Source organism: Spirosoma jeollabukense, from assembly GCF_054777855.1.
In genome coordinates this window covers 286,730-307,491 of record NZ_BAAHAD010000008.1, presented here as the reverse complement: position 1 = coordinate 307,491, position 20,762 = coordinate 286,730, and the positions used below count along the sequence as shown (strand labels likewise).

The following is a 20,762-nucleotide window of genomic DNA, read 5'->3' as shown; positions in this document are numbered from 1 at the left end:
ATTATTCATACCACATGTTACAAATTTTATAGCCCTTGTTACGTGCGAGCAAGCCTTAAGCAGAGATTGGCTTTAGTATTGTGCCATCATTCAATAATAAATTATTGAAGTAACCTCCACAATCAAAGCTTATGACCTTTCTCTCGTTTTCAGTCCGCACTGCTCCCGCAGAATGGCCCCCCCTGAATCTCTATTTACGTGAAACGGGGCGGCAGGTTTTTCCTGTTGACGATTTAGTTTATCTACAGGCCGTAGCTAATTATAGCTGGCTAAATTGGGTAGATGGCCGACGCATGTTAATGCCCCGCACCCTAAAATATTATTCACCCAAATTACCAACGGAGCTATTTATCCGACTCCACCGGAACTGCGTTGTTAACCGCTCATTTGTTGAGCGTCTCGAACGTACCGAGACAGGTGGTCTAGTCCATCTAACAACCGGCGAAACACTGCCCGTTTCCCGTCGGCGGTGGAGCATGGTACGTCGGCAACTGATCAACAACAGAACACATCTGAATTAGTCAAAGCGCATTCGCTTCTATCTTTTCACTTCATTGAAAAAACGCTATGGCCACCATCGACCATAGCGTTTTTGTTTTTACCCATTCTACGTGTTAGTTTAAACCCAAGTGGGCACAAAATTTCACGCTTATTTTCTGCCAATGCACTGACATCCAGAGCCATCTACCATCGTTGTTGGCTGGACAGGGTAAGTAGATGAAAGTATATAGTGTTGATCTGCTTATTTTTGTTAAGAAATTTAAAAATAATGGCATTTAAACAAGACCCCAACATAACTTAACCATATGCTTAGCACATCCAATACCCCCAAAGCTGAATCATTTCGGCACGTTAGCTACCTCTGGGACGATGCCAAGGCCGCCGAACTGGAGGGCGATGAAGTAGGCTTATTAATCTACCGGTCAAACCTGCTCGGAGCCGATCTGCGCCTAACCAACTATGGTGGGGGTAATACGTCCTGCAAGGCAATGGCCGAAGATCCACTCACGGGTCAACTGACCGAAGTGATGTGGGTAAAAGGGTCTGGGGGCGATATTGGTACACTTAAACGGAGTGGGCTGGCGGCCTTGTATGTCGACCGGTTACGGGCGCTCAAAAATCGCTATCGGGGGCTTGAATTCGAAGACGAAATGGTGGAATTATTCAACCACTGTATCTACGATTTAGCCTCGAAAGCCCCTTCCATTGATACACCTCTGCACGGTTTTCTGCCGTTCAAACATATTGACCACCTCCATCCCGACGCAGCCATCGCGATTGCGGCTGCCAAAGACGGAAAACGGATCACCCAGGCGTTATTCGACGGCCAGATTGGCTGGGTCGAATGGCAGAAACCAGGCTTCGATCTGGGCCTGCAGCTGGAACAGTGCCTGAATGAAAATCCGGGCATCCGGGGCATCATGCTCGGCTCACATGGACTGTTTACCTGGGGGGATACGGCCTATGAAAGCTACGTCAATACGCTGGAAGTAATTGAGCGCTGTGCTGAATACCTCGAAGAAAATTACGGCAAGAAAGGGCCAATTTTTGGTGGACAGAAACTGGAAAGCCTGCCGCAGGCTGACCGGCTGTCACAGGTGGCTGCCCTGGCTCCGGTGCTACGTGGCCTGGCGTCGGGTCAGAACCGGATGATTGGGCACTTCACCGACGATGCGCGGGTGCTGGAATTCATCAACTCCAACGATCTGGAGCGGTTGGCACCCATGGGAACCTCCTGCCCCGATCACTTTCTGCGTACTAAAATCAGTCCATTAGTGCTGGAGCTGGCTCCCAACGAAGACCTGTCCAGCGTAGCAGCCCTTAAAGACAAACTGAATCCCGCGTTTGCCGACTACCGGGCCATGTACACGGCTTATTACGAAACCTGCAAACATCCCAATAGCCCGGCCATCCGCGATGCCAATCCAGTGGTGATCCTGTACCCTGGTGTGGGCATGTTCACCTTTGCCAAGGACAAACAAACGGCGCGGGTAGCCGCTGAATTTTATATCAACGCCATCAATGTCATGAAGGGGGCCGAAGCCATTTCGGAATACACCTCCCTTCCGCGTCAGGAGGCTTTCAATATTGAATACTGGCTGCTCGAAGAAGCTAAACTTCAGCGGATGCCTAAACCAAAGCCGCTGTCGGGTAAAATTGCCCTGATCACGGGTAGCGCAGGTGGTATCGGCAAGGCGATTGCCAGGAAGTTTGCTCAGGAGGGCGCTTGTGTGGTGCTGAACGATATTAATCAGGAACGGCTGGATGGCGCCAAAGCCGAGTTCGTCAGTACGTTTGGGAAAGATGCTGTGTCAACCACTACGTTAAATGTCACCGATTGGTCAAGCATCGAAGAAGCGTTCAAAGCCGCTAGTTTAGCGTTTGGCGGGGTAGATATCGTGATCAACAACGCCGGAATCAGCATCTCGAAACCCATCGCAGAACACACGATTGAGGAATGGGACCGGCTGTATGACATCCTCGTGAAAGGCCAGTTTATGGTGACAAAAGCGGCCGTTGAGGTAATGCGCAAGCAGGATCTGGGGGGCGACGTGATCAACATCGTTTCTAAGAACGCTTTGGTAGCCGGTCCGAACAATGCTGGGTATGGCTCAGCCAAAGCTGCTCAGCTTCACCTGAGCCGACTAAATGCTGCCGAACTTGGCGCAGATCATATCCGGGTTAACACCGTTAATCCTGACGCTGTTATCTCCGACTCGAACATCTGGGCCGGTGGCTGGGCTGAAGGGCGGGCAAAAGCGTACGGTATTACCGTGGACGAACTTCCAGCTTACTACGCAAAACGGACATTACTAAATGAGGTCATCTTACCGGATGACATTGCCAATGCCTGTTTCGCTTTCGTCGGTGGCCTTCTCAATAAGTCAACCGGCAACGTATTGAACGTAGACGGTGGTGTAGCGATGGCCTTTGTTCGATAAGTAATGGAGTAAAAAATGAAGACGGGGCCGCCCGTGTGGTGAAAAATGAAGAATAATTAATTATTCTTCATTTTTCACTCTACATTCTTCACTCCTTAAAGCTCCTACTCATATGCAACTCGACACCAATTCCATTGACAATCATAATCAGTCCCGGCTAACCACTCACAAAAATAGGCTGTCGTACTGGGCCGACGAGGTTGAAAAAGCCGAAGCAACCATTCAGAAATTAATCGATTTCCAGATTGCGATTCCCAGTTGGGCGCTCGGCACGGGCGGCACTCGCTTCGGTCGATTTGCGGGCGGTGGAGAACCGCGAAATCTGGAAGAAAAAATGGCTGATGTTGGCCTGCTTCATGCCCTGAACCGCTCCAGTGGGGCTATTTCGCTGCACATTCCCTGGGACATTCCAAGCGATCCGAAAGCCATTCAGCAATTGGCCGGGCAATACGGTCTGGTGTTCGACGCGGTAAATTCCAATACGTTCCAGGATCAGCCCGACCAGGAATTGAGCTATAAATTTGGGTCATTGCAGCATACCGATGCCGCTGTGCGCCAACAGGCCATTGATCACAACATCGACGTTATTCGTCACGGCGAAGCCCTCGGCTCCAAAGCACTGACAGTCTGGTTATCGGATGGCTCCAGTTTTCCTGGCCAGCTAAACTTCCGAAAGGCGTTTCAGCGCACTCTCGACAGCCTCGGTGAAATTTATGCTGCCCTGCCCAGCGACTGGAAAATGTTCGTGGAGTATAAAGCCTTTGAACCCAATTTTTATTCCATGACCGTTGGCGATTGGGGCAGTTCATTCCTCTACGCCAGCAAATTGGGACCAAAAGCCTATACGCTGGTTGATCTGGGTCACCACCTGCCCAACGCTAACATTGAACAGATCGTCGCCATCCTGCTGAACGAAGGAAAACTCGGGGGTTTCCATTTCAACGACTCCAAATACGGCGATGACGACCTAACTGCCGGAAGCATCAAACCCTACCAGTTATTCCTGATCTTCAACGAATTGATCGAAGGCATGGATGCGCGGGGGATGAATCATGCCAGCAGTTTGGGCTGGATGATCGATGCCAGCCATAACGTAAAAGACCCACTGGAAGATTTACTGCAATCGGTGGAAGCGATCCAACTGGCGTATGCGCAGGCTTTGTTAGTGGATCGGGTCGCACTGGAAAACGCCCGGGAAGCCAACGACGTAGCGCAGGCCCAGGAAATTTTACAGGATGCGTTCCGCACCGACGCCCGGCCATTGGTCGCCGAAGCCCGGCTGCGCGTTGGTGGTGCTTTGCAACCGTTAGCGCTGTACCGGCAGTTAAACATGCGCCAGCAGTTAATTGGCGAACGGGGTGCAAAAGCCGTAGCAACCGGATTGTAAACTAATGATGAATTATGAATGATAAATGCGGCTAGTAGGGTCTCTGAAACACTCATAATTCATCATTCATACTTCATCATTTATGACCCCTGTTATCGCCATTTTCGATATTGGCAAGACCAATAAAAAACTGTTTCTCTTTAACGAACGGTATGAAATTGTCTGGCAGAAAACGGAGCAATTTGCCGAAGGTGTCGATGACGATGGGTATCCTTGTGAGAATCTTAAAAAACTGACCCGCTGGATTACGGCCTCCCTGGAAGTAATCATGGCGCTCCCGGAATTCGACATTCGGGCGCTGAACTTTTCTACCTACGGCGCCAGCCTTGTCTATCTGGACCGGGAGAGCCGTCCGATTGGGTATCTGTATAACTACCTGAAACCCTTCCCAACTGACATCAGGAAGAAGTTTTACGATACCTACGGCGATGAAGCTACACTCTCCCTGCAAACGGCGTCGCCTGCGCTGGATAGCCTGAACTCAGGGCTGATGCTGTACCGGATTAAATACGATAAGCCGAAGCTGTTTCGGCGAATCTGGTACGCCTTGCACCTCCCTCAGTATGTGAGCTTTATTGTTACGCGACAGGTTTTATCAGACGTAACCAGTATCGGTTGCCACACCATGCTGTGGGATTTTGATCAGAATCAGTACCATCCATGGGTAACGGCGGAGGGGATCAATAAAATTCTGGGACCATTGTCCACCTCAGACAATGTGATGAATGCTACGTGGTTAAACCACCCCATGAAAGTTGGTGTGGGGTTGCACGATAGCTCATCAGCCTTAATTCCGTATCTGGCCTCGTTTCAGGAACCCTTCGTACTGATTTCGACCGGAACCTGGTGCATTAGCCTGAACCCGTTCAACAACAGCCCGTTAACCGTCGAAGAATTGCAGTATGATTGCCTGCGCTTCATGCATTACAAAGGACGGCCCGTCAAAGCATCCCGCTTGTTTGCCGGCTATGAGCATGAGCAGCAGGTGAAACGGCTGGCAGAGCATTTCCAGGTGGACGTCAATTACTACTACACCGTTGCGTATGAGCCTGACATCATCAATCACCTGCGTTCGCAGCGAATAGGGGGCGATTTTCACGACGTAAAGTCACCACCCTTGCAGGAATCGTTGTTTGCCTATCGGAATCTGGCCAATTTCAGTACGTATGAAGAAGCGTACCATCAGTTGATTCTGGACATTATGGCCCAGCAACTGATCTCAACCAATCTGGTACTGGCCAATTCGCCGGTGAAGCGAATCTTTGTAGATGGTGGCTTCGGCAAAAATACCATTTACATGCATCTGCTGGCCGCTGCCTTCCCCGAAATAGAGGTATTTGCGGCTTCGGTTGCCCAGGCTACGGCGCTGGGAGCTGCTTTAGCCATTCATCACCATTGGAATACGCGCCCCGTGCCGGGCGATTGCATTGAGCTGAAACATTATGCCGCGTTAGAGCGGACAACGTTATGAAAGTGGGTTTATTCATTCCCTGTTATGTCGATCAATTTTATCCAAGAGCCGCTATTGCCACCCTCGAATTACTGGAGAAAGTAGGCGTGTCGGTTGTTTTTCCATCAGGTCAAACGTGTTGTGGCCAGCCAATGGCCAACTCCGGGTTCGAGCACCTGACTCACTCGGTTAATGAAAAGTTCGTTAAGCAGTTTGGTGGTGTCGACTACGTGGTATCGCCGTCGGGTAGTTGCGTATTGCATCTGAAAGAACATCTGCATACCAATGATAATCACGAAGCTGAAGCCACAATTTTGCGAAGCCGCATCTATGAATTGACGGAATTCCTGACCGACGTCCTGAAAGTAAAGCAGTTAAATGCCCGCTTTCCGCACCGGGTTGGCCTGCACCAGAGCTGCCACGGTCAGCGGGGACTGCATATTTCGCAGATGAGCGAACTGGTCGCTCCGCCGTTTTCCAAGCCCGTTTCTTTGCTTAATCTGGTCGATGATCTGGAGCTAATTGATCTGGACCGACCTGATGAATGCTGCGGTTTTGGCGGCACGTTCTGCGTGGTGGAGGAAGCCGTCTCGTCAAAAATGGGCAAGGACCGCGTGGCCGATCACCTACGGAATGGCGCCGAATACATTACCAGTGCCGACATGTCGTGCCTGATGCACCTCGAAGGGCTGCTTCGACGGCAAAAGAGTAAAACGAAGGTGGTACACATTGCCGAAATACTCAACAGTAACGTATCATGAACACCGAAACCCTCGATCATCCCGAACTGGCCGAACGCTTCAACCGCGACGAAGAACGCGTAGATTGGCATGATCAGACATTGTGGTGGATTCGCCAGAAACGGGATAAGGCCGCCCATACCTTACCCGAATGGGAAGCCCTACGCGAAGCCGCTTCGCGGATCAAGCTCAACGTACTGGATAATTTAGACGAATATCTGATCCAGTTCGAGGCCAATGCGAAACGGAACGGGATCATTGTTCACTGGGCGACTGATGCTGCCGAACACAACCAGATTGTCTATAAGATTCTGACCGACAATCAGGTAAATCAGATGGTCAAGAGTAAATCCATGCTCACCGAAGAATGCCATCTCAACGAATACCTGGGACAGCACGGCATCGACGTAGTGGATACCGATTTGGGAGAACGCATCGTGCAACTGGCTGGTGAACCACCCAGCCACATTGTGTTGCCATGCATTCACAAAAAGAAAGAAGAAATCGGTGAGATATTCCATCAGCATATGGGGACGCCTGCGGGCTTATCTGATCCCCAAATGCTGGCCGGTTTGGCCCGCACCGACCTGCGCGAGCGTTTCCTGACGCGCCGGGTGGCACTAACGGGGGTGAATTTCGCCATCGCCGAAACCGGTGAATTTGTCGTATGTACCAACGAAGGCAACGCCGATATGGGCGCGCACCTGGCCGACGTACACATTGCCAGCATGGGGATTGAAAAAATTATTCCTCAGCGCAAACACCTCGGCGTTTTTCTCCGTTTACTTACCCGCTCGGCAACAGGCCAACCTATTACGGCTTATTCGAGTCATTTCAAGCAACCGCGCGCGGGCCAAACGATGCACCTTATTTTGGTGGATAATGGTCGGTCGGTACACCTCGGTCGGGAGGATTTTCGGAATTCCCTCAAGTGCATTCGGTGTGGCGCCTGCATGAACACCTGCCCGGTTTACCGACGTAGCGGTGGGCATAGTTACCACAGCGCCATCAGTGGGCCTATCGGTGCAATTCTGGCGCCTAACCTGGACATGAAAAAACACGCTGATCTTCCTTTTGCCTCCACGCTTTGCGGGTCATGCAGCAACGTTTGCCCGGTAAAAATTGACATTCACCAGCAGTTGTATAAATGGCGGCAGGTCATCACGCAGGAAGGGGAAGCGAGTGCTGCAAAGTCAGCGAGTATGCAGGTGATGAGTACCGTCCTGTCCAATCACTGGCTTTATAAGTGGGGTGGTAGCATTGGGCGGAAATTCATGGGGTGGTTTCCCGGGTTAGTGAGCAACAAGCTGAATCCGTGGTATAAACACCGCGAGATGCCCACTCCACCCGAACAATCGTTTCAGGAGTGGTACGCTCAAAACCGAAAGAACGCATGAGCAGCCGCGACAACATATTGGCCGCCATCGGCAAAACGAAGCGGAACGATCGGGAGCCGTCTCCCCTACCCCAAATTCCGACGAGTGATACGTTCAACGACCGCCTTATCGAGCGATTCAGCGAAACGCTAACCGGGGTTGGCGGGCAGGTGGTGCGTGTTACGGACTGGCTCGATGTTATTCAGCACATTGAGCAAACATATCGCCAGGTCTCCATTTCGCCGGCGCATCGGATCGTCACCACATTACCCGAACTCTCGGCTGTGGCGGAGGTTGGCTGGTCTGGACTTTCTCCGCACCTGCTGGCCGATGCGGAGCTTACTGTTATCGGTGCCCATTTTGGTGTTGCCGAAAATGGAGCCGTCTGGCTCACAGAATCGCTGCTGGGCCACCGGGCGGCACCTTTTATCTGTCAGCATTTGGCCATTGTCCTGGACGCCAGAGACATTGTCCCCACCATGCACGACGCCTACGAACGGATTGGTGATGCTGAGTACGGATTTGGTTTGTTCATGGCGGGTCCCTCCAAAAGCGCCGATATCGAGCAATCACTGGTCATGGGCGCCCACGGCCCCAAGACGATGACGTTGTTTTTGATGGTATAAGACAGAACCACATTATCCCGTTTCGAAACGGGTACTCCTTTCATACTTAGTGCTTCTTAAAAAGCCACAGCATCAGCCGGGTAATTACCCGGCTGATGCTGTAATGAGGTTAATATTATCTATCAATCTCACTTTACTATAAAATTCGTGGAGATTCTTGGTACGATGCCTGCTTCCTGAATCGAGGATGGCTGAGCACTTCTAGTGCCTAACCCTTCAGCTATTTACCAGTAAACGACAACGCGTTCACAAGCTGGTTTGCTCATCTTACTGAACACAGATCAGATTTCCTTCCCCTAACTATTCCATTTGCACTAAGATTCAGTCGAAATTATCAAAAACCAATGGGTCTTTGATAGCTGTATATATCATGTCTATATGCAACTATCACAAATGTAACATTTGATACTATACAATAAGTAAGTATAATTTATTTAAATTAAACGGAGACTTATTATAGGCCTTTGATTAATAGACGTTTAAGTCTTCACACTATATAATACTACGTTTATATCTATTATAAAAAGAATATATATACCCGTATTTATACTGTAATTTTAAATTAGTTTCTCAGTAAATAAATTAATTTAAAATTATCTGTTACTTGTTTAATATACTTTAGTCTCAAAAATGATTAAAAACATATTGGCTGGCTAGCTAGTGAAACGAGAGATTACTGCTTGTCGATTTCTAATAGAATTGATAAGTGGCCAATAGCCTCGACTTCACCTGTTTTTACTTAAATGTGTCATTGATACATGTTCCATCCATTCTCTGTATAGAAATTTTTTCAACTTATTACGTATGCCATTCAAGCTTACTCGAAAGCCAGTTTTATCAACTGGTACCAATTCCCGCTTTACAAGAAGCAAGACAACACGGCTCAACCCTCTCACCAGTCTATCATCCAAGCGTATGCATTTATTGTTTACTACAAAAAAAATTGACCATAATCAACTGAATATCAGCAGTATATATGTCATTCTACTAGCCCTGGCATTAGGAAACACCTCATTCGCCCAAACCGGGTATATTTATGTACACAAGAAAACCCTGAATGAAGAGTCTAGTCTTAACTTTCCGTTCACTCTAACCGGCGGACCTACCACAGTACCTACCTTTACCCTCAATGATCAGCCAGATAATATAGCGCCTGTTGATCTGGGGGCCGATCGGGCTGGGGGTTTGTGGGCAGCAACCGGTGGCAACGGCCTTTATTTTCGTGCGGCAGGCAGCTCAACCTGGACCCAGGTAGCAACTGGCAATGTGCAACGCGTAGATGGGGGGCTAGCCGGTAAATGCTACTATATAGAAGCTAATTCACTTTATTATTTTGATGGTACGAGTTCCACATTACTTGGCAAACCAAGCGGGGTAAATGTGACTGATGTTGCCAGCAATGGCCCACATACGGTCGTCACCGATGCGAATGGGTTATTATATCAGTTCAATTCGGGCGCTTTTGTACCTGTAGCTTTACCTACGAAGGTGGAGGCAACGTATGTGGATGTGGATGTGGCAGGGAATGTCTACCTCCGAGAAACACCGACGAGTCTGCATGCAAACCAGATTTCGAAATTGACGGCTTCCGGTGTGTTTACACCCTATGCCACCGGTGGTTTATCAAGCACGGGTGACCTGGCCGTATCCGATGACGGGAGTGTGCTCCTTCAGGAAGCTATATTTGGTGGTTTTTTCACAGCCTATCACTATACGGGTAGTACCTGGGTAGTGGAACCAGAATCCAGAGGAATGAACGCCTTGACGGGGGGACCCGGAGGGCAGATGTGGGGCGGCTTTTCCCTTAGCGGCAAACCGAATACCATTCTTACCCGCACCTACACGGGCACGGGGCCAAGCAGTGCAGCGTCTGCCTTCTGGATTGATGACGAGCGCGTGCGCACCAGCCACAATGATAACTCTATGATGATTCCGGTGAAACCGGGCACTTATTCATTGGCTGAAACCATTCCAGCAGGTTGGGATGTGACGAATATAACGATCTACGATCCTTCTAACAACTCGACATCCAATGTGGCCGACGGCACGGCCAGTATTAAGGTATCAGCGGGCGAAGTTGTTCATGTCGTTATGGAGAATACGTTTTTTCAGACCACAACTGTGGCCTCAAACTGCGGGAATACCTTTACGGAAACATTCGGCACGGGTGCGGTAGGCACCGTTGGATCACCACTTTTGGGGCTTACCTCCTATCACCACGCTACGTCTGTACGACAGGTGCAGGATGGCGAATATTCGATCATTAGCCGCTCACAGGACGCCAGCTATGGGTCTATGTTTGACCATACAAATGGTAATGGAACCGGACGGCTGTTACTGGTCAATGCATCGTACGCCAAAGACATTTTTTATATCCGTCAGTTCACGGGCATGGTTATCGGGGCCAGCTATGACCTTAGCCTTTGGGCCGGTAGTGTGACGACGGGACTCGACCCTAACATTAACCTGGAGGTGTATGACGCGGCTGACAATTCTCTGTTAGCCTCAACCGCTACGGGAAATATTACAACGGACAATACGTGGCTAAACTTTCACCTGCCCTTTACGCCAACCACAACCGACATTTACATTGTTCTACGTAACAACAATATTGGGGGCGATGGCAATGATCTGGTAATTGATGATATCTCTTTTGGTCTGACCTGCGACCACGGTGATGCACCAGCCAGTTATGGTACGACCAATGCGAATCTTGGCGTAGGGCATATCATTACACCCGCTCTGACCATTGGCGCTACCGTTGATCAGGAGCCCGATGGTATTCCTGGTACTACGGCACTGGGCGATGACCAGAATGGCAGTGACGATGAAGATGGCGTGGCGTCTTTCCCGGCAATAAATACCAATTCGACCAGTTATGACCTGACGGTAGCGGTCAATAATACAATCGGTACGGATGCCACCCTGTCGGGCTGGATCGACTTCAACCGTAACGGCACATTCGACGCGGGCGAGCGCGCTCAGGCCACCGTGGCCGATAACGCGACGAGCGTCACCCTGCACTGGACAGGTCTCAGCGGGCTTTCGGCAGGCCCTACGTATGCCCGCCTACGCCTTGCTACACTAGACTCAGATGTAGCCCTACCTACTGGTGCGGCCGACAATGGGGAAGTCGAAGACTACAGGTTGACTATCAGCCTAAACATTAGCGGTACGGTTTATAACGATGTGAATGGCCTGACCGACAATATGGTATCTGGCACGGGAACCAATGCGGGTGGCCTCAATGCCATATTATATGATAACACAACGGGTCAGGTAGCCGCCATAGTGCCCGTTGCTGCCGATGGTACATATAGCTTTACGGCCACGGCCAACGATAACTACAGCGTCTACGTAACAACCAATACAGCGACCGTAGGCTCAACAACGGCCCCAACAGTTTCCTTGCCAACGGGTTGGGTAAGCACGGGTGAACACCTGGGTACGGGTACAGGCAATGATGGCACCGTGAATGGTATACTACCTTTGGGCGTCGTAAACGTAACGCTGACCAATGCCAATTTTGGTATCGAACAACTGCCTACCGCTGGTGGTGGAGTGAATACAGTTGCCAACGCTGGCGGTACGAGTCCAGTAACTGCACCCGCTAATACGTTCACGAATACTACACTCAGCAGCGACGTAACGCCGGGTACGGTGACCAGCATTCGCATCACGGCGTTTCCAAGCAATACCACGAGTTTGACAATTAATGGCACGGTGTATACGGCTGCTTCACCCGAATTTACGGGGGCAACGCCTTCTGGTGTGGTGATTCCTACTGACGGTAGCGGTAATCCTACCGTAACGATCGCGGTAGATCCAACGGTTGATGCGAATCCGGTCGTTATTCCATTCAAGGCTATTGACAATGCGGGTAAGGAATCGACCAACACCGGCACGGCCACACTGAATTTTATACCAGCAGCCATGCCGGTTCATCTGGTCAGTTTCCAGGGCAAATGGACTGAGGGTACGGGCAATGAGCTAAGTTGGGTTACTTCCTGGGAGAAAAATAATGATCATTTCGAATTGCAAAGCAGCTCGACGGCCAAGGCATTTGAATCGATTGGTCGGATTGCAGGAAAAGGCACAACCAACGCCCTTCAGACCTACACGTTTGTCGATGCACAACCACTAGCCGAATTGACCTACTACCGCCTGAAGCAGACTGATCTGGATGGTAGCATCAGTTATTCACCCATTATCGGTGTACGCCGGGGCGTCGTAGCGAATTCTCTGGTTGCTTATCCAAATCCAACAACGGATAAGCTTCGCCTAACACTTGTTGATCAGGTTATTACCGAAATAAACCTGTATACCCTGGCGGGTGAACAGGTGCTGCATCAGGTAGGCACCGCGCCGTTGGTAGACGTGCAGCACCTACCAACGGGATCGTATGTGATCGAAGTAAAAACAGACGCGGGGGCGATATACCGTCAACGGTTTATCAAAAATTAACCATTCATACTCAGCTTCACCCGATTGTGCAAGTAGTACATCGACTTTGAAAACGATTGTTTCGGCCATATAGTCGATGAAATTAAGAAAGAGTAAGTGAAGTGACGTTAATTTGTTTATGGGATTTTTTTAAAAGCTACTGGTTTTACCGGTAGCTTTTTTTGATTTTAGAGATTTAAACCAGGAAGCCAATGTATAGTTAACGCTCGAAAGCTGTACACATATTCTGGCAAAAATGGTGACCTTGCACCCCTAGCACCGGCTACATCGGTTACTATATTTAAGGAAGAATTTACTATCGCTGAACAACAGCTTAATTGACCTACTAAAAACACGCATGAATCAATCCGTAGACGTTATAAATCAGCTTATTCGCCGTCGCCGAAGTATTTTTCCACCCGATTATATTGACAAAGAAATTCCCCGCGAGGTTATTGAAGTGATTCTTGAGAATGCCAACTTCGCGCCTACCCATCGCCTGACGCAACCCTGGCGGTTTACGATTTTCCGGGGGGCAGGTCTGACCAAACTCGCCGATTTTTTAGGCGAAACCTATCGTTCGCAAACACCCGCCGAGAGTTTCACCACGGCTAAATACGAGGGACTACGTAGCAAAGTGCTGAAATCCTCCTGCGTTCTGGCCATCAATATGGAACTGCATCCCGAAAAAGTGCCTGAATGGGAAGAGCTGGCCGCAGTAGCCTGCGCCGTTGAGAATATGTGGTTGACAGCTACAGCGTTAGAGGTTGGTGCCTACTGGAGCACTCCCGGAAACTTACCCACGCTGAGTGAATTTTTAGGCCTGGGCGACAATCAAAAGTGCGTTGGCCTCTTCTACATGGGCTACCATGAGGCAAAAGAAAAACCCGCCGTTCGCAAACCCATCGAAGAAAAGTTGACGTGGGTTGAAGCGTAAGGAGTTGAGCGCTATAAGGTTTGAACGACTTTATAGCGCTCAACTCCTTACCAACACGACGTCCCCATAGGCCACCTTTTGCTCAAATACCGACGTAAGTGGTCGTTGTTTTTCTTCAGCCAGCAAAAGGCGAATCACGCCCCCGTGCGTGACAACCGCTACGTTCCGGTGGGTTGTTTTCAACAAATCCTGCCAGAACTGGGCAACCCGCTCGTGCATCTGCCTCAGGCTTTCGCCACCCGGCGTGGGCACGTTTACAAAATCATCCATCCAGGCTTGTGATTCCTGCTGGTCAATGGCGTCCCAGGTTTTTCCCTCCCAATCGCCAAAATGCAGTTCCCGAAGTCGGTCATCAACAACAAAATTGGTAGCCAGTTGCCGGGCCAATTGCGTGCAACGCCGGGAAGGGCTGGAATAGACAGCTTCGAAAGTAGCCGGAAGTTTTTGTTTGACGATTGCCAGTTCTTCCAGAAAGCTGTCGGTCAAATCGACATCCAGGTGGCCGTAAATCAGCCCAGGTGTGATGTTGGGCGTTGTGTGCCGGATCAGATAAATTTCCACAGGATAGCGACGGAAAGGTAAAAACCGACTTCACATACCTGTTGGGTAGCCCCCAGGCAATCGCCGGTATAGCCCCCAATCCACTTCGTAAAATACCGGCCTAAATAGACTTTCAGGCCATGCATTGGTAAAACACTCATCAGCAGAAGTGGCTCTCCTGTTATAAAAGTCAACCCTAGAAGTGGAATAAGCGCCCCTAAACCCGCTATCAGCAACGTAGTGATGGTACCCGCCTGAGCAACCGGCTTGGCTTTACTATCCGCCGAATCGCGGGCGTATGGATGCGTAAAAATGAACGTAGCCGCCATAAACCGACTTAATGAGTGGGCGCTAGTTAGCAGCAAAAGGAGAACCAGTGGTTGACTCAACAAACCCGGAGCCAGATGTAGTAACACAGAAAATTTCAGGCTTAACAGCAACCCAATCCCGACCATACCATAGGTACCAAGGCGGCTGTCTTTCATGATTTCCAGAATTTTTTCTTTCGTCCAGCCCCCACCGAAACCATCACACACGTCAGCAAAACCATCTTCGTGGAAAGCACCCGTTATCAGAACGGATGCAATCATGGCAATCACTAATCCGGTCGGCGCATCAACCAGATACGTTCCTGCTAACCAGGCAACTCCCGTCAGCAATCCCACCAACCAGCCAATCAGGGGAAAGTAACGCGTCGCCTGATTCAGCGCCGTTTCCGAATAGCCGACCCAGTGCGGAACGGGCAGCCGCGTATAAAACTGGATAGCCGTGAAAAATAACCGGAGTTCGTCTTTCATGTCAGTCGTTACGACTCACGCTGGCGCTCTCGAACGAGGCCATTTCGTTAAGAAACCCCACTGCACTTTGTAACAACGGATAGGCCACGGCGCAACCCGTGCCCTCACCAAGGCGCATGTTCAACTGTAATAGAGGTTCTGCTCCCAACTCAACAAGTAAACGAGCATGGCCTTTTTCACCGGACTGATGGCAGAAAACCGCATTTTCTTTTACGGACGGATTCAGCTTGAACGCACATAGAAAGGCCACCGACGCAATAAATCCATCAACCATGACCACCATTCGTTGCTCGGCGGCTTCCAGAAATGCCCCGCACATCATAGCGATGTCAAAACCGCCGAACGTTTGCAAAATCCCCCTGACATCAGGGCCTATGGTATGATGATACATTAAGGCCTGACCAAGCAGCGACACTTTATAGTCATATTGCTCGTCGGTGAGGCCCGTCCCTCTGCCAACACATTCGTCGATAGGAATATTCAGCAGTTTGCTCATCAAAACCGAAGCCGACGATGTATTGCCAATGCCCATTTCGCCAAAGCCGACGACATTACAACCCGTTTGCTGAATTTGCCGCACCAGTTCCCGACCTTTTTCGATACACCGCTGGCATTCGTCGGCCGTCATGGCGGGCTGACTTAAAAAGCTTTGGGTGCCGTAGTTGATTTTCGCATTGATCAACGTATCAGTTGGCTCGAAATCATGGTCAACACCGGCGTCAACGAGCCATAGCCTGATGCCGTGCTGCCGGGTGAACACATTGATTGCGGCCCCGCCCTGAAGGAAATTCAGCACCATTTGATACGTCACTTCGGACGGATAAGCACTGACGCCTTCGCGGGCAATGCCATGACTGGCCGCAAACACAACCAGATGAGGATTAACCAGTTGTGGCGATTCCGTTTGCTGAATCAGCGCAATTTGCAGTGCCACTTCTTCCAGTTTGCCCAAAGCACCCAATGGCTTTGTTTTGTTGTTGATCTTGTCCTGAATTTGCTGCCGAAGGATGGGTTGTATGGGTACGTTCATGCGTTATTTTTCAAGTATAGAGGCAATCCGGAAACCATAAATATGGCTTCGTCGGCCTGGGTTGCTACGTATTGATTGGCCCACCCTTGCAGGTCGGTAAATTTCCGCCCGATGGCCGTTTCGGCATGAAGACCCATCCCAATCTCGTTGGAGATAATGATAAATGTGCCTGACAATGCCCGAATCGCGTCGATTTCTGCTTTGAAAGCGGCCAGCGATAAATCGATAGTACTGTCGAATGCTATAAACAAATTCGTCAGCCAGAGCGTCACGCAGTCGATGACGACGACTCTGTTTTCTAGCGGAAGCTGGTACAAATTCCGCTCGGCTTCGTAGGTCGTCCATTCCGGGCCACGTTCTTCCCGATGCCGTTGCACCCGTTCGGCGAAATCGTCGTCCCAGATTTTGGCCGTTGCTACGTAGACGGGCTCCGCGCTCAGTTGCAGCGCCCGCTCCTGCGCGAACCGACTTTTGCCGCTACGTGCCCCCCCCGAAATGTAAATAATCATTCGACACCTTCGTTCTTAAATCGTTTATAGAGAAATAGTTGCCACTTTTCTTCGGCGACTCCGGCTTTGTCCATTTCGGCGCGGGCCAGCGTGAAAAACAAATCGGACAACCGGTTGATGTACGCTGGAATGGCTTCGTGAACCGCATCGGTTTTACGTAAAGATGTCAATCGCCGTTCGCCCCGGCGCATCTGCGTCCGCACGACGTGGCACAAGGCCGAAATCTCATTCCCGCCCGGCAACAAAAAATAATCCGAGGGCGACGACATGGCGGCTTCGAGGTCGTCAATCCAGGTTTCACAGAATTCGGCACCATCTTCGGGCATTGGATTCTTGTTTTCCTTTTTGGCGTCAGACGGCCGGGCCAGGTGCGACATCATGTCCATCATGTCTTTCTGAACTTTGTGCAGATTCGCCTGCCATTCGTGGTCATTCCCCAGCTTGACCCGTAGCAACCCAATCGTCGAATTTGCTTCGTCCAGCGTGCCGATGCACTCCACGCGCACGTCGTCTTTATCAACCCGGCTCCCGCCAAACAGTCCTGTGGTTCCTTTATCGCCTTTCTTCGTGTATATTTTCATCGAATCTGTGATTGTAAGGTAATAAGCTATAAATCAGCCGAAACCTATGTCAACTCCTGCAATGCAGTCAGTACGTCGGCCAGGGTGGTGTAGTCAGTACGTATCTTATTTCGGGTAAGGACCCAGTGTGAATTTCCGGCTACGTCCAGGGTTTCAATCTGGCAAATGGCGGTATCCGATGCGTCGATCACAAAGCCTTCACGCTGCAACGCCCGGCGTGTCCAGAACGCCAGACTTCCCGTGCCATCAAGAGAAATTGGCGGCCCACTAGCTTCGTTGTGCATGGCAAATGTGCCCGTTGTCCGGTCAAAGTGGAACCCATTTTTAGCAAAAGCGGCTTCAAACGTGCCGTTCAGAACCAGATCTTCGGGAACACCCGTATTCATCTCGCCAGTCTGCCGAATGAGCCACAACTGATCGGCGGCTTGCAAGGCCAGGTCAAGTTCGTGCGTTGACAGGAGAATGGCTTTACCCGTTTTTCGGGCCAGTTGGTGCAGTAACCGCATCATTTCCACCCGGTTAGGCAAGTCCAGATGGGCGGTAGGTTCGTCCAGTAAGATCAACGGCGTATCCTGAGCCAGCGCGCGGGCCAGCATCACCTTCTGCCGTTCACCGTCGCTCAGTTGATGCAACCGCCGTTGTCGGAAATCCACCGTTTCCGTCACGTCCATTGCCCAGTCCACCCGCTCTTTATCTTGTTGAGTTAAGGTTCCCAGCCAGCCCGTATACGGTGTTCGACCTAGCGCAACCAGTTCTGAAACAGTCAGATTACCCGCTTCAACCCGTTCGGTCAGAACCAGGCTTAACTGCTGAGCCAATTCGACCGGAGCTAACGTCTGCATCGGTTTTCCGGCAATTGTAACCGTTCCGGCCAGTGTCGGCTGAAGCCCGGCCAGGGTTCGCATCAGCGTTGATTTCCCCGCGCCGTTTGGTCCTAACAAACACACCATTTTTCCCGGCCACAAGTCCAGATTCAGCGAATGTGAAATAGGAATAACCGACTGATTACTGGACGAATACCCGATAGTCAGCGCACGGGCAGAGAGCAACGGCAGCGTTTCGTTCATGAGAATGAGGAGCGAAGGTTGTTCCGACTGACGATGATCCAGATGACGACGGGTGCTCCCAGCAGCGACGTAACGATATTGATTGGCAAGACAGCGCCGGTACCCGGTAATTGCGCAATGCTGTCACAAACCAGCAGCAGTATTGTGCCGACCAGACACGTAGTGGGAATCAGAATCCGGTGGTCGGACGTGCCGAGCAGGGACCGGGTGATGTGCGGGACAGCAATGCCGACAAAGCCGATCGGTCCGCAAAACGCCGTTATACTTCCAGTTAACAGGCTGGTACTAAGTAGGATAATCAGCCTTGACCGACCTACTGTCAGGCCCATGCTACGGGCGTAATTTTCGCCTAACAGTAGGGCGTTCAGCGCTTTGGAAGACACAAACGCCAGCAGCAAACCGACGATGACGACCCCCGAAAGAACGTAAAGATGAGCCTGCACGACTCCGCCGAGCGACCCGAATGTCCAGAGTAAATATTCCTGAAGTTGTTCGGGTTGGCTGAAATACTGCCAGATGCTGATCAGCGAAACAGTAATTGTGCCCACCATGACGCCCACAATCAGGAGCACTACGTTATCCCGCAATCGTCCGGCAATGAGCAGAACCAGTAGCAAAACCAGCGCAGCGCCGAGCGAGGCCATGAGCACCAGTAGCCAGCTTCCCGAAACGCCCAACTCCCGGATGGCGTACAAACTCGCACTCCCACCTCCGCCCAGCATCACGACGGCCACACCCAAGCCCGCTCCGGCCGTAATGCCCAGCTCGGCCGGGCCCGCCAGCGGATTCCGGAACAACGTTTGCATCTGTAACCCGCTTACCGACAGGCCACAGCCCACCAAAATAGCCGTAATGGCTTTGGGTAGTCGTATTTTCTGAACGATGTACAGCCACGCCCGATTCTCGGATTCACCTTCAAAAACGATCCTGGCTACTTCTTTCAGTGGAATACGTACCGAACCCAGCGTGATATCCAACAGAAAAAAGAGGATGACCAAACCAAAAAGTGCTACAATGACCAATCGATTACGCTGGCGCCAGGATGGCTGGGGCACCTGCTCATCGGCAAGTGAAGAAGTTGATACATTCATCACTTGATTTGCTTGTAATAGACCAGTTCGTGCTTCGGTAGCAAATCCGGATGCAGGATTTTTATCAGATCGGCCAAAATGAGTTGCGGATTCACCGCGCCAGACTCCCAGAACGCGTTGGAACCGCGCTCGTTTATCTGTTTGCCATAGCTGTAGATCCGTCCAGCTTTAAAAGCCTTGAAATCAGCGTAGCGGGCGTCCTTTGCCAGAATATCCTGCTTGGACTCCAGGTTGCCGATACCCACGTTGAGCCAGAAATCAGCATTTAATGCAATAGGATAAACAGCTTCAAAATTCAGCGGTAAACTTCCGGTGGCCTTGGTTTTGCTCCAGTGGTATGTACCACCCGCATCCTGAAAAAACTTGGTCATGTAGCTGTCTCCGTCGGGTACGAACCAGGCATCTTTGGAATTGATGCCGCTAATCAGGCTGGGTTTGGGCGACACATTGCGTGTCAGCGCCGTTAGTCGGTTGTATTCCTTCTCGACCTGGGCGAATTTTTGATTGACTTCTTTCTCTTTGTTGAGCAAAGCCGCCATTAATTTCACCCACTCGGCCCGGCCCAGCGGTGTTGTCTCAACCCATTCCGAATTGATCAGGACGGGCACGCCCGCTTCGTTCACCGTTGCATATCGATCCATCCGGGCAACGGGGCTCCCCATCGCCATCAGTAAATCGGGGTGCATCGTGATTAGCTTTTCCTCATTAATGGACTGCCCTTTGCCTAGCTCGGCAATTTTACCCGCCCTGATACGCTCGATCACTTTCGGCGACGAAACGTATTTCAGATCGCCTAACCCAACCAGTACGTCCTCAGCCTCCAGAAAGCCGACCAGTCCTACGTGCATAGATGACATCGCCACCAGGTTACGTATCGGGATTTCGATGATCTGATGGCTGGAAAATCCTTTTGGGTGAGCCGTGCCACGCTGAACGAGGGCGTAACGAACCGTATCGGCTGTTTTTTCAAACGGACTGACAATCGTAACAACTTTATAATTCGTGAAGTACTTGATTGAAAAGCCTTTGGCGTGATGAATGACAACCTTTTCACCAACGTATTCTTTCTGGGTTTGGGGAGACTCGGCCTGCTCAGATAACGTAGCCGATGCACTACAGCCAAGAAAAAGCCAGGGAATGGCTAAAAAGAAAAAGGAGGAACGTAGCATCGGCCAGATACGGCTTTTCTGCTCCGCCCGTGGAAAGGGGATTGTTTGTATCGTCATTAGTATACGAGCTTTTCCTC

General features: G+C 50.6%; 17 protein-coding genes. 9 read left to right on the top strand and 8 right to left on the bottom strand.

The features are described 5' to 3' along the window. The first annotated feature begins 131 nt into the window (after positions 1-131). From ACYVEA_RS25455 to ACYVEA_RS25415, 9 genes are all read left to right on the top strand, one after another. Positions 132-521 carry a LytR/AlgR family response regulator transcription factor gene (locus ACYVEA_RS25455; RefSeq protein ID WP_093822749.1) on the top strand — a complete coding sequence of 130 codons (390 nt, stop codon included), beginning with the start codon at positions 132-134 and terminating at the stop codon, positions 519-521. 285 nt (positions 522-806) lie between these two features. Next, positions 807-2,942, top strand: a complete 2,136-nt coding sequence (locus tag ACYVEA_RS25450) for a bifunctional aldolase/short-chain dehydrogenase (RefSeq protein ID WP_461116243.1) — start codon at positions 807-809, stop codon at positions 2,940-2,942. A 112-nt stretch (positions 2,943-3,054) separates the two neighbouring features. Then, a complete protein-coding gene (locus tag ACYVEA_RS25445; protein ID WP_461116242.1) occupies positions 3,055-4,329 on the top strand; it encodes a sugar isomerase in 1,275 nt (424 codons plus the stop codon). 82 nt (positions 4,330-4,411) lie between these two features. Next, the gene (locus tag ACYVEA_RS25440; RefSeq protein WP_461116241.1) at positions 4,412-5,800 is read left to right on the top strand and encodes an FGGY-family carbohydrate kinase; all 1,389 of its coding nucleotides are present in this window, start codon (positions 4,412-4,414) and stop codon (positions 5,798-5,800) included. Beyond that, positions 5,797-6,540 carry a (Fe-S)-binding protein gene (locus ACYVEA_RS25435; RefSeq protein WP_461116240.1) on the top strand — a complete coding sequence of 248 codons (744 nt, stop codon included), beginning with the start codon at positions 5,797-5,799 and terminating at the stop codon, positions 6,538-6,540. Before ACYVEA_RS25440 ends, ACYVEA_RS25435 begins: the two co-directional genes overlap by 4 nt. Then, on the top strand, positions 6,537-7,916 hold the full coding sequence (locus tag ACYVEA_RS25430) for a lactate utilization protein B (protein WP_461116239.1): 1,380 nt from the start codon (positions 6,537-6,539) through the stop codon (positions 7,914-7,916). Before ACYVEA_RS25435 ends, ACYVEA_RS25430 begins: the two co-directional genes overlap by 4 nt. Then, a complete protein-coding gene (locus ACYVEA_RS25425) occupies positions 7,913-8,521 on the top strand; it encodes a LutC/YkgG family protein (RefSeq protein ID WP_461116238.1) in 609 nt (202 codons plus the stop codon). Before ACYVEA_RS25430 ends, ACYVEA_RS25425 begins: the two co-directional genes overlap by 4 nt. A gap of 915 nt (positions 8,522-9,436) precedes the next feature. Beyond that, entirely contained in the window at positions 9,437-12,985 is a 3,549-nt protein-coding gene (locus tag ACYVEA_RS25420) for a GEVED domain-containing protein (protein ID WP_461116237.1), read from the top strand. A gap of 337 nt (positions 12,986-13,322) precedes the next feature. Next, positions 13,323-13,901, top strand: coding sequence for a nitroreductase family protein (locus ACYVEA_RS25415; RefSeq protein ID WP_461116236.1), 579 nt, complete (start codon positions 13,323-13,325; stop codon positions 13,899-13,901). 39 nt (positions 13,902-13,940) lie between these two features. On the opposite strand, the gene cobC is transcribed toward ACYVEA_RS25415, so the two are convergent. From cobC to ACYVEA_RS25375, 8 genes are read right to left on the bottom strand one after another with little or no spacing between them, the layout of a single operon-like run. Next, on the bottom strand, positions 13,941-14,462 hold the full coding sequence (cobC, locus tag ACYVEA_RS25410) for an alpha-ribazole phosphatase (RefSeq protein WP_461116235.1): 522 nt from the start codon (positions 14,460-14,462) through the stop codon (positions 13,941-13,943). Next, positions 14,447-15,238: an adenosylcobinamide-GDP ribazoletransferase gene (locus ACYVEA_RS25405; protein ID WP_461116234.1), complete on the bottom strand. Its 792-nt coding sequence runs from the start codon at positions 15,236-15,238 to the stop codon at positions 14,447-14,449. Before ACYVEA_RS25405 ends, cobC begins: the two co-directional genes overlap by 16 nt. A gap of 1 nt (position 15,239) precedes the next feature. Next, on the bottom strand, positions 15,240-16,268 hold the full coding sequence (cobT, locus tag ACYVEA_RS25400) for a nicotinate-nucleotide--dimethylbenzimidazole phosphoribosyltransferase (protein WP_461116233.1): 1,029 nt from the start codon (positions 16,266-16,268) through the stop codon (positions 15,240-15,242). After that, complete coding sequence (locus tag ACYVEA_RS25395) at positions 16,265-16,777, bottom strand: bifunctional adenosylcobinamide kinase/adenosylcobinamide-phosphate guanylyltransferase (RefSeq protein WP_461116232.1); 513 nt, start codon at positions 16,775-16,777, stop codon at positions 16,265-16,267. Before ACYVEA_RS25395 ends, cobT begins: the two co-directional genes overlap by 4 nt. After that, complete coding sequence (locus ACYVEA_RS25390) at positions 16,774-17,358, bottom strand: cob(I)yrinic acid a,c-diamide adenosyltransferase (protein WP_461116231.1); 585 nt, start codon at positions 17,356-17,358, stop codon at positions 16,774-16,776. The genes ACYVEA_RS25395 and ACYVEA_RS25390 overlap by 4 nt, the downstream gene beginning before the upstream one ends. 44 nt (positions 17,359-17,402) lie before the next feature. Then, complete coding sequence (locus ACYVEA_RS25385) at positions 17,403-18,425, bottom strand: ABC transporter ATP-binding protein (RefSeq protein ID WP_461116230.1); 1,023 nt, start codon at positions 18,423-18,425, stop codon at positions 17,403-17,405. Beyond that, positions 18,422-19,516, bottom strand: coding sequence for an iron chelate uptake ABC transporter family permease subunit (locus ACYVEA_RS25380; RefSeq protein WP_461116229.1), 1,095 nt, complete (start codon positions 19,514-19,516; stop codon positions 18,422-18,424). The genes ACYVEA_RS25385 and ACYVEA_RS25380 overlap by 4 nt, the downstream gene beginning before the upstream one ends. Further along, positions 19,516-20,742 carry an ABC transporter substrate-binding protein gene (locus tag ACYVEA_RS25375; RefSeq protein ID WP_461116228.1) on the bottom strand — a complete coding sequence of 409 codons (1,227 nt, stop codon included), beginning with the start codon at positions 20,740-20,742 and terminating at the stop codon, positions 19,516-19,518. Before ACYVEA_RS25375 ends, ACYVEA_RS25380 begins: the two co-directional genes overlap by 1 nt. Positions 20,743-20,762 lie beyond the last annotated feature (20 nt).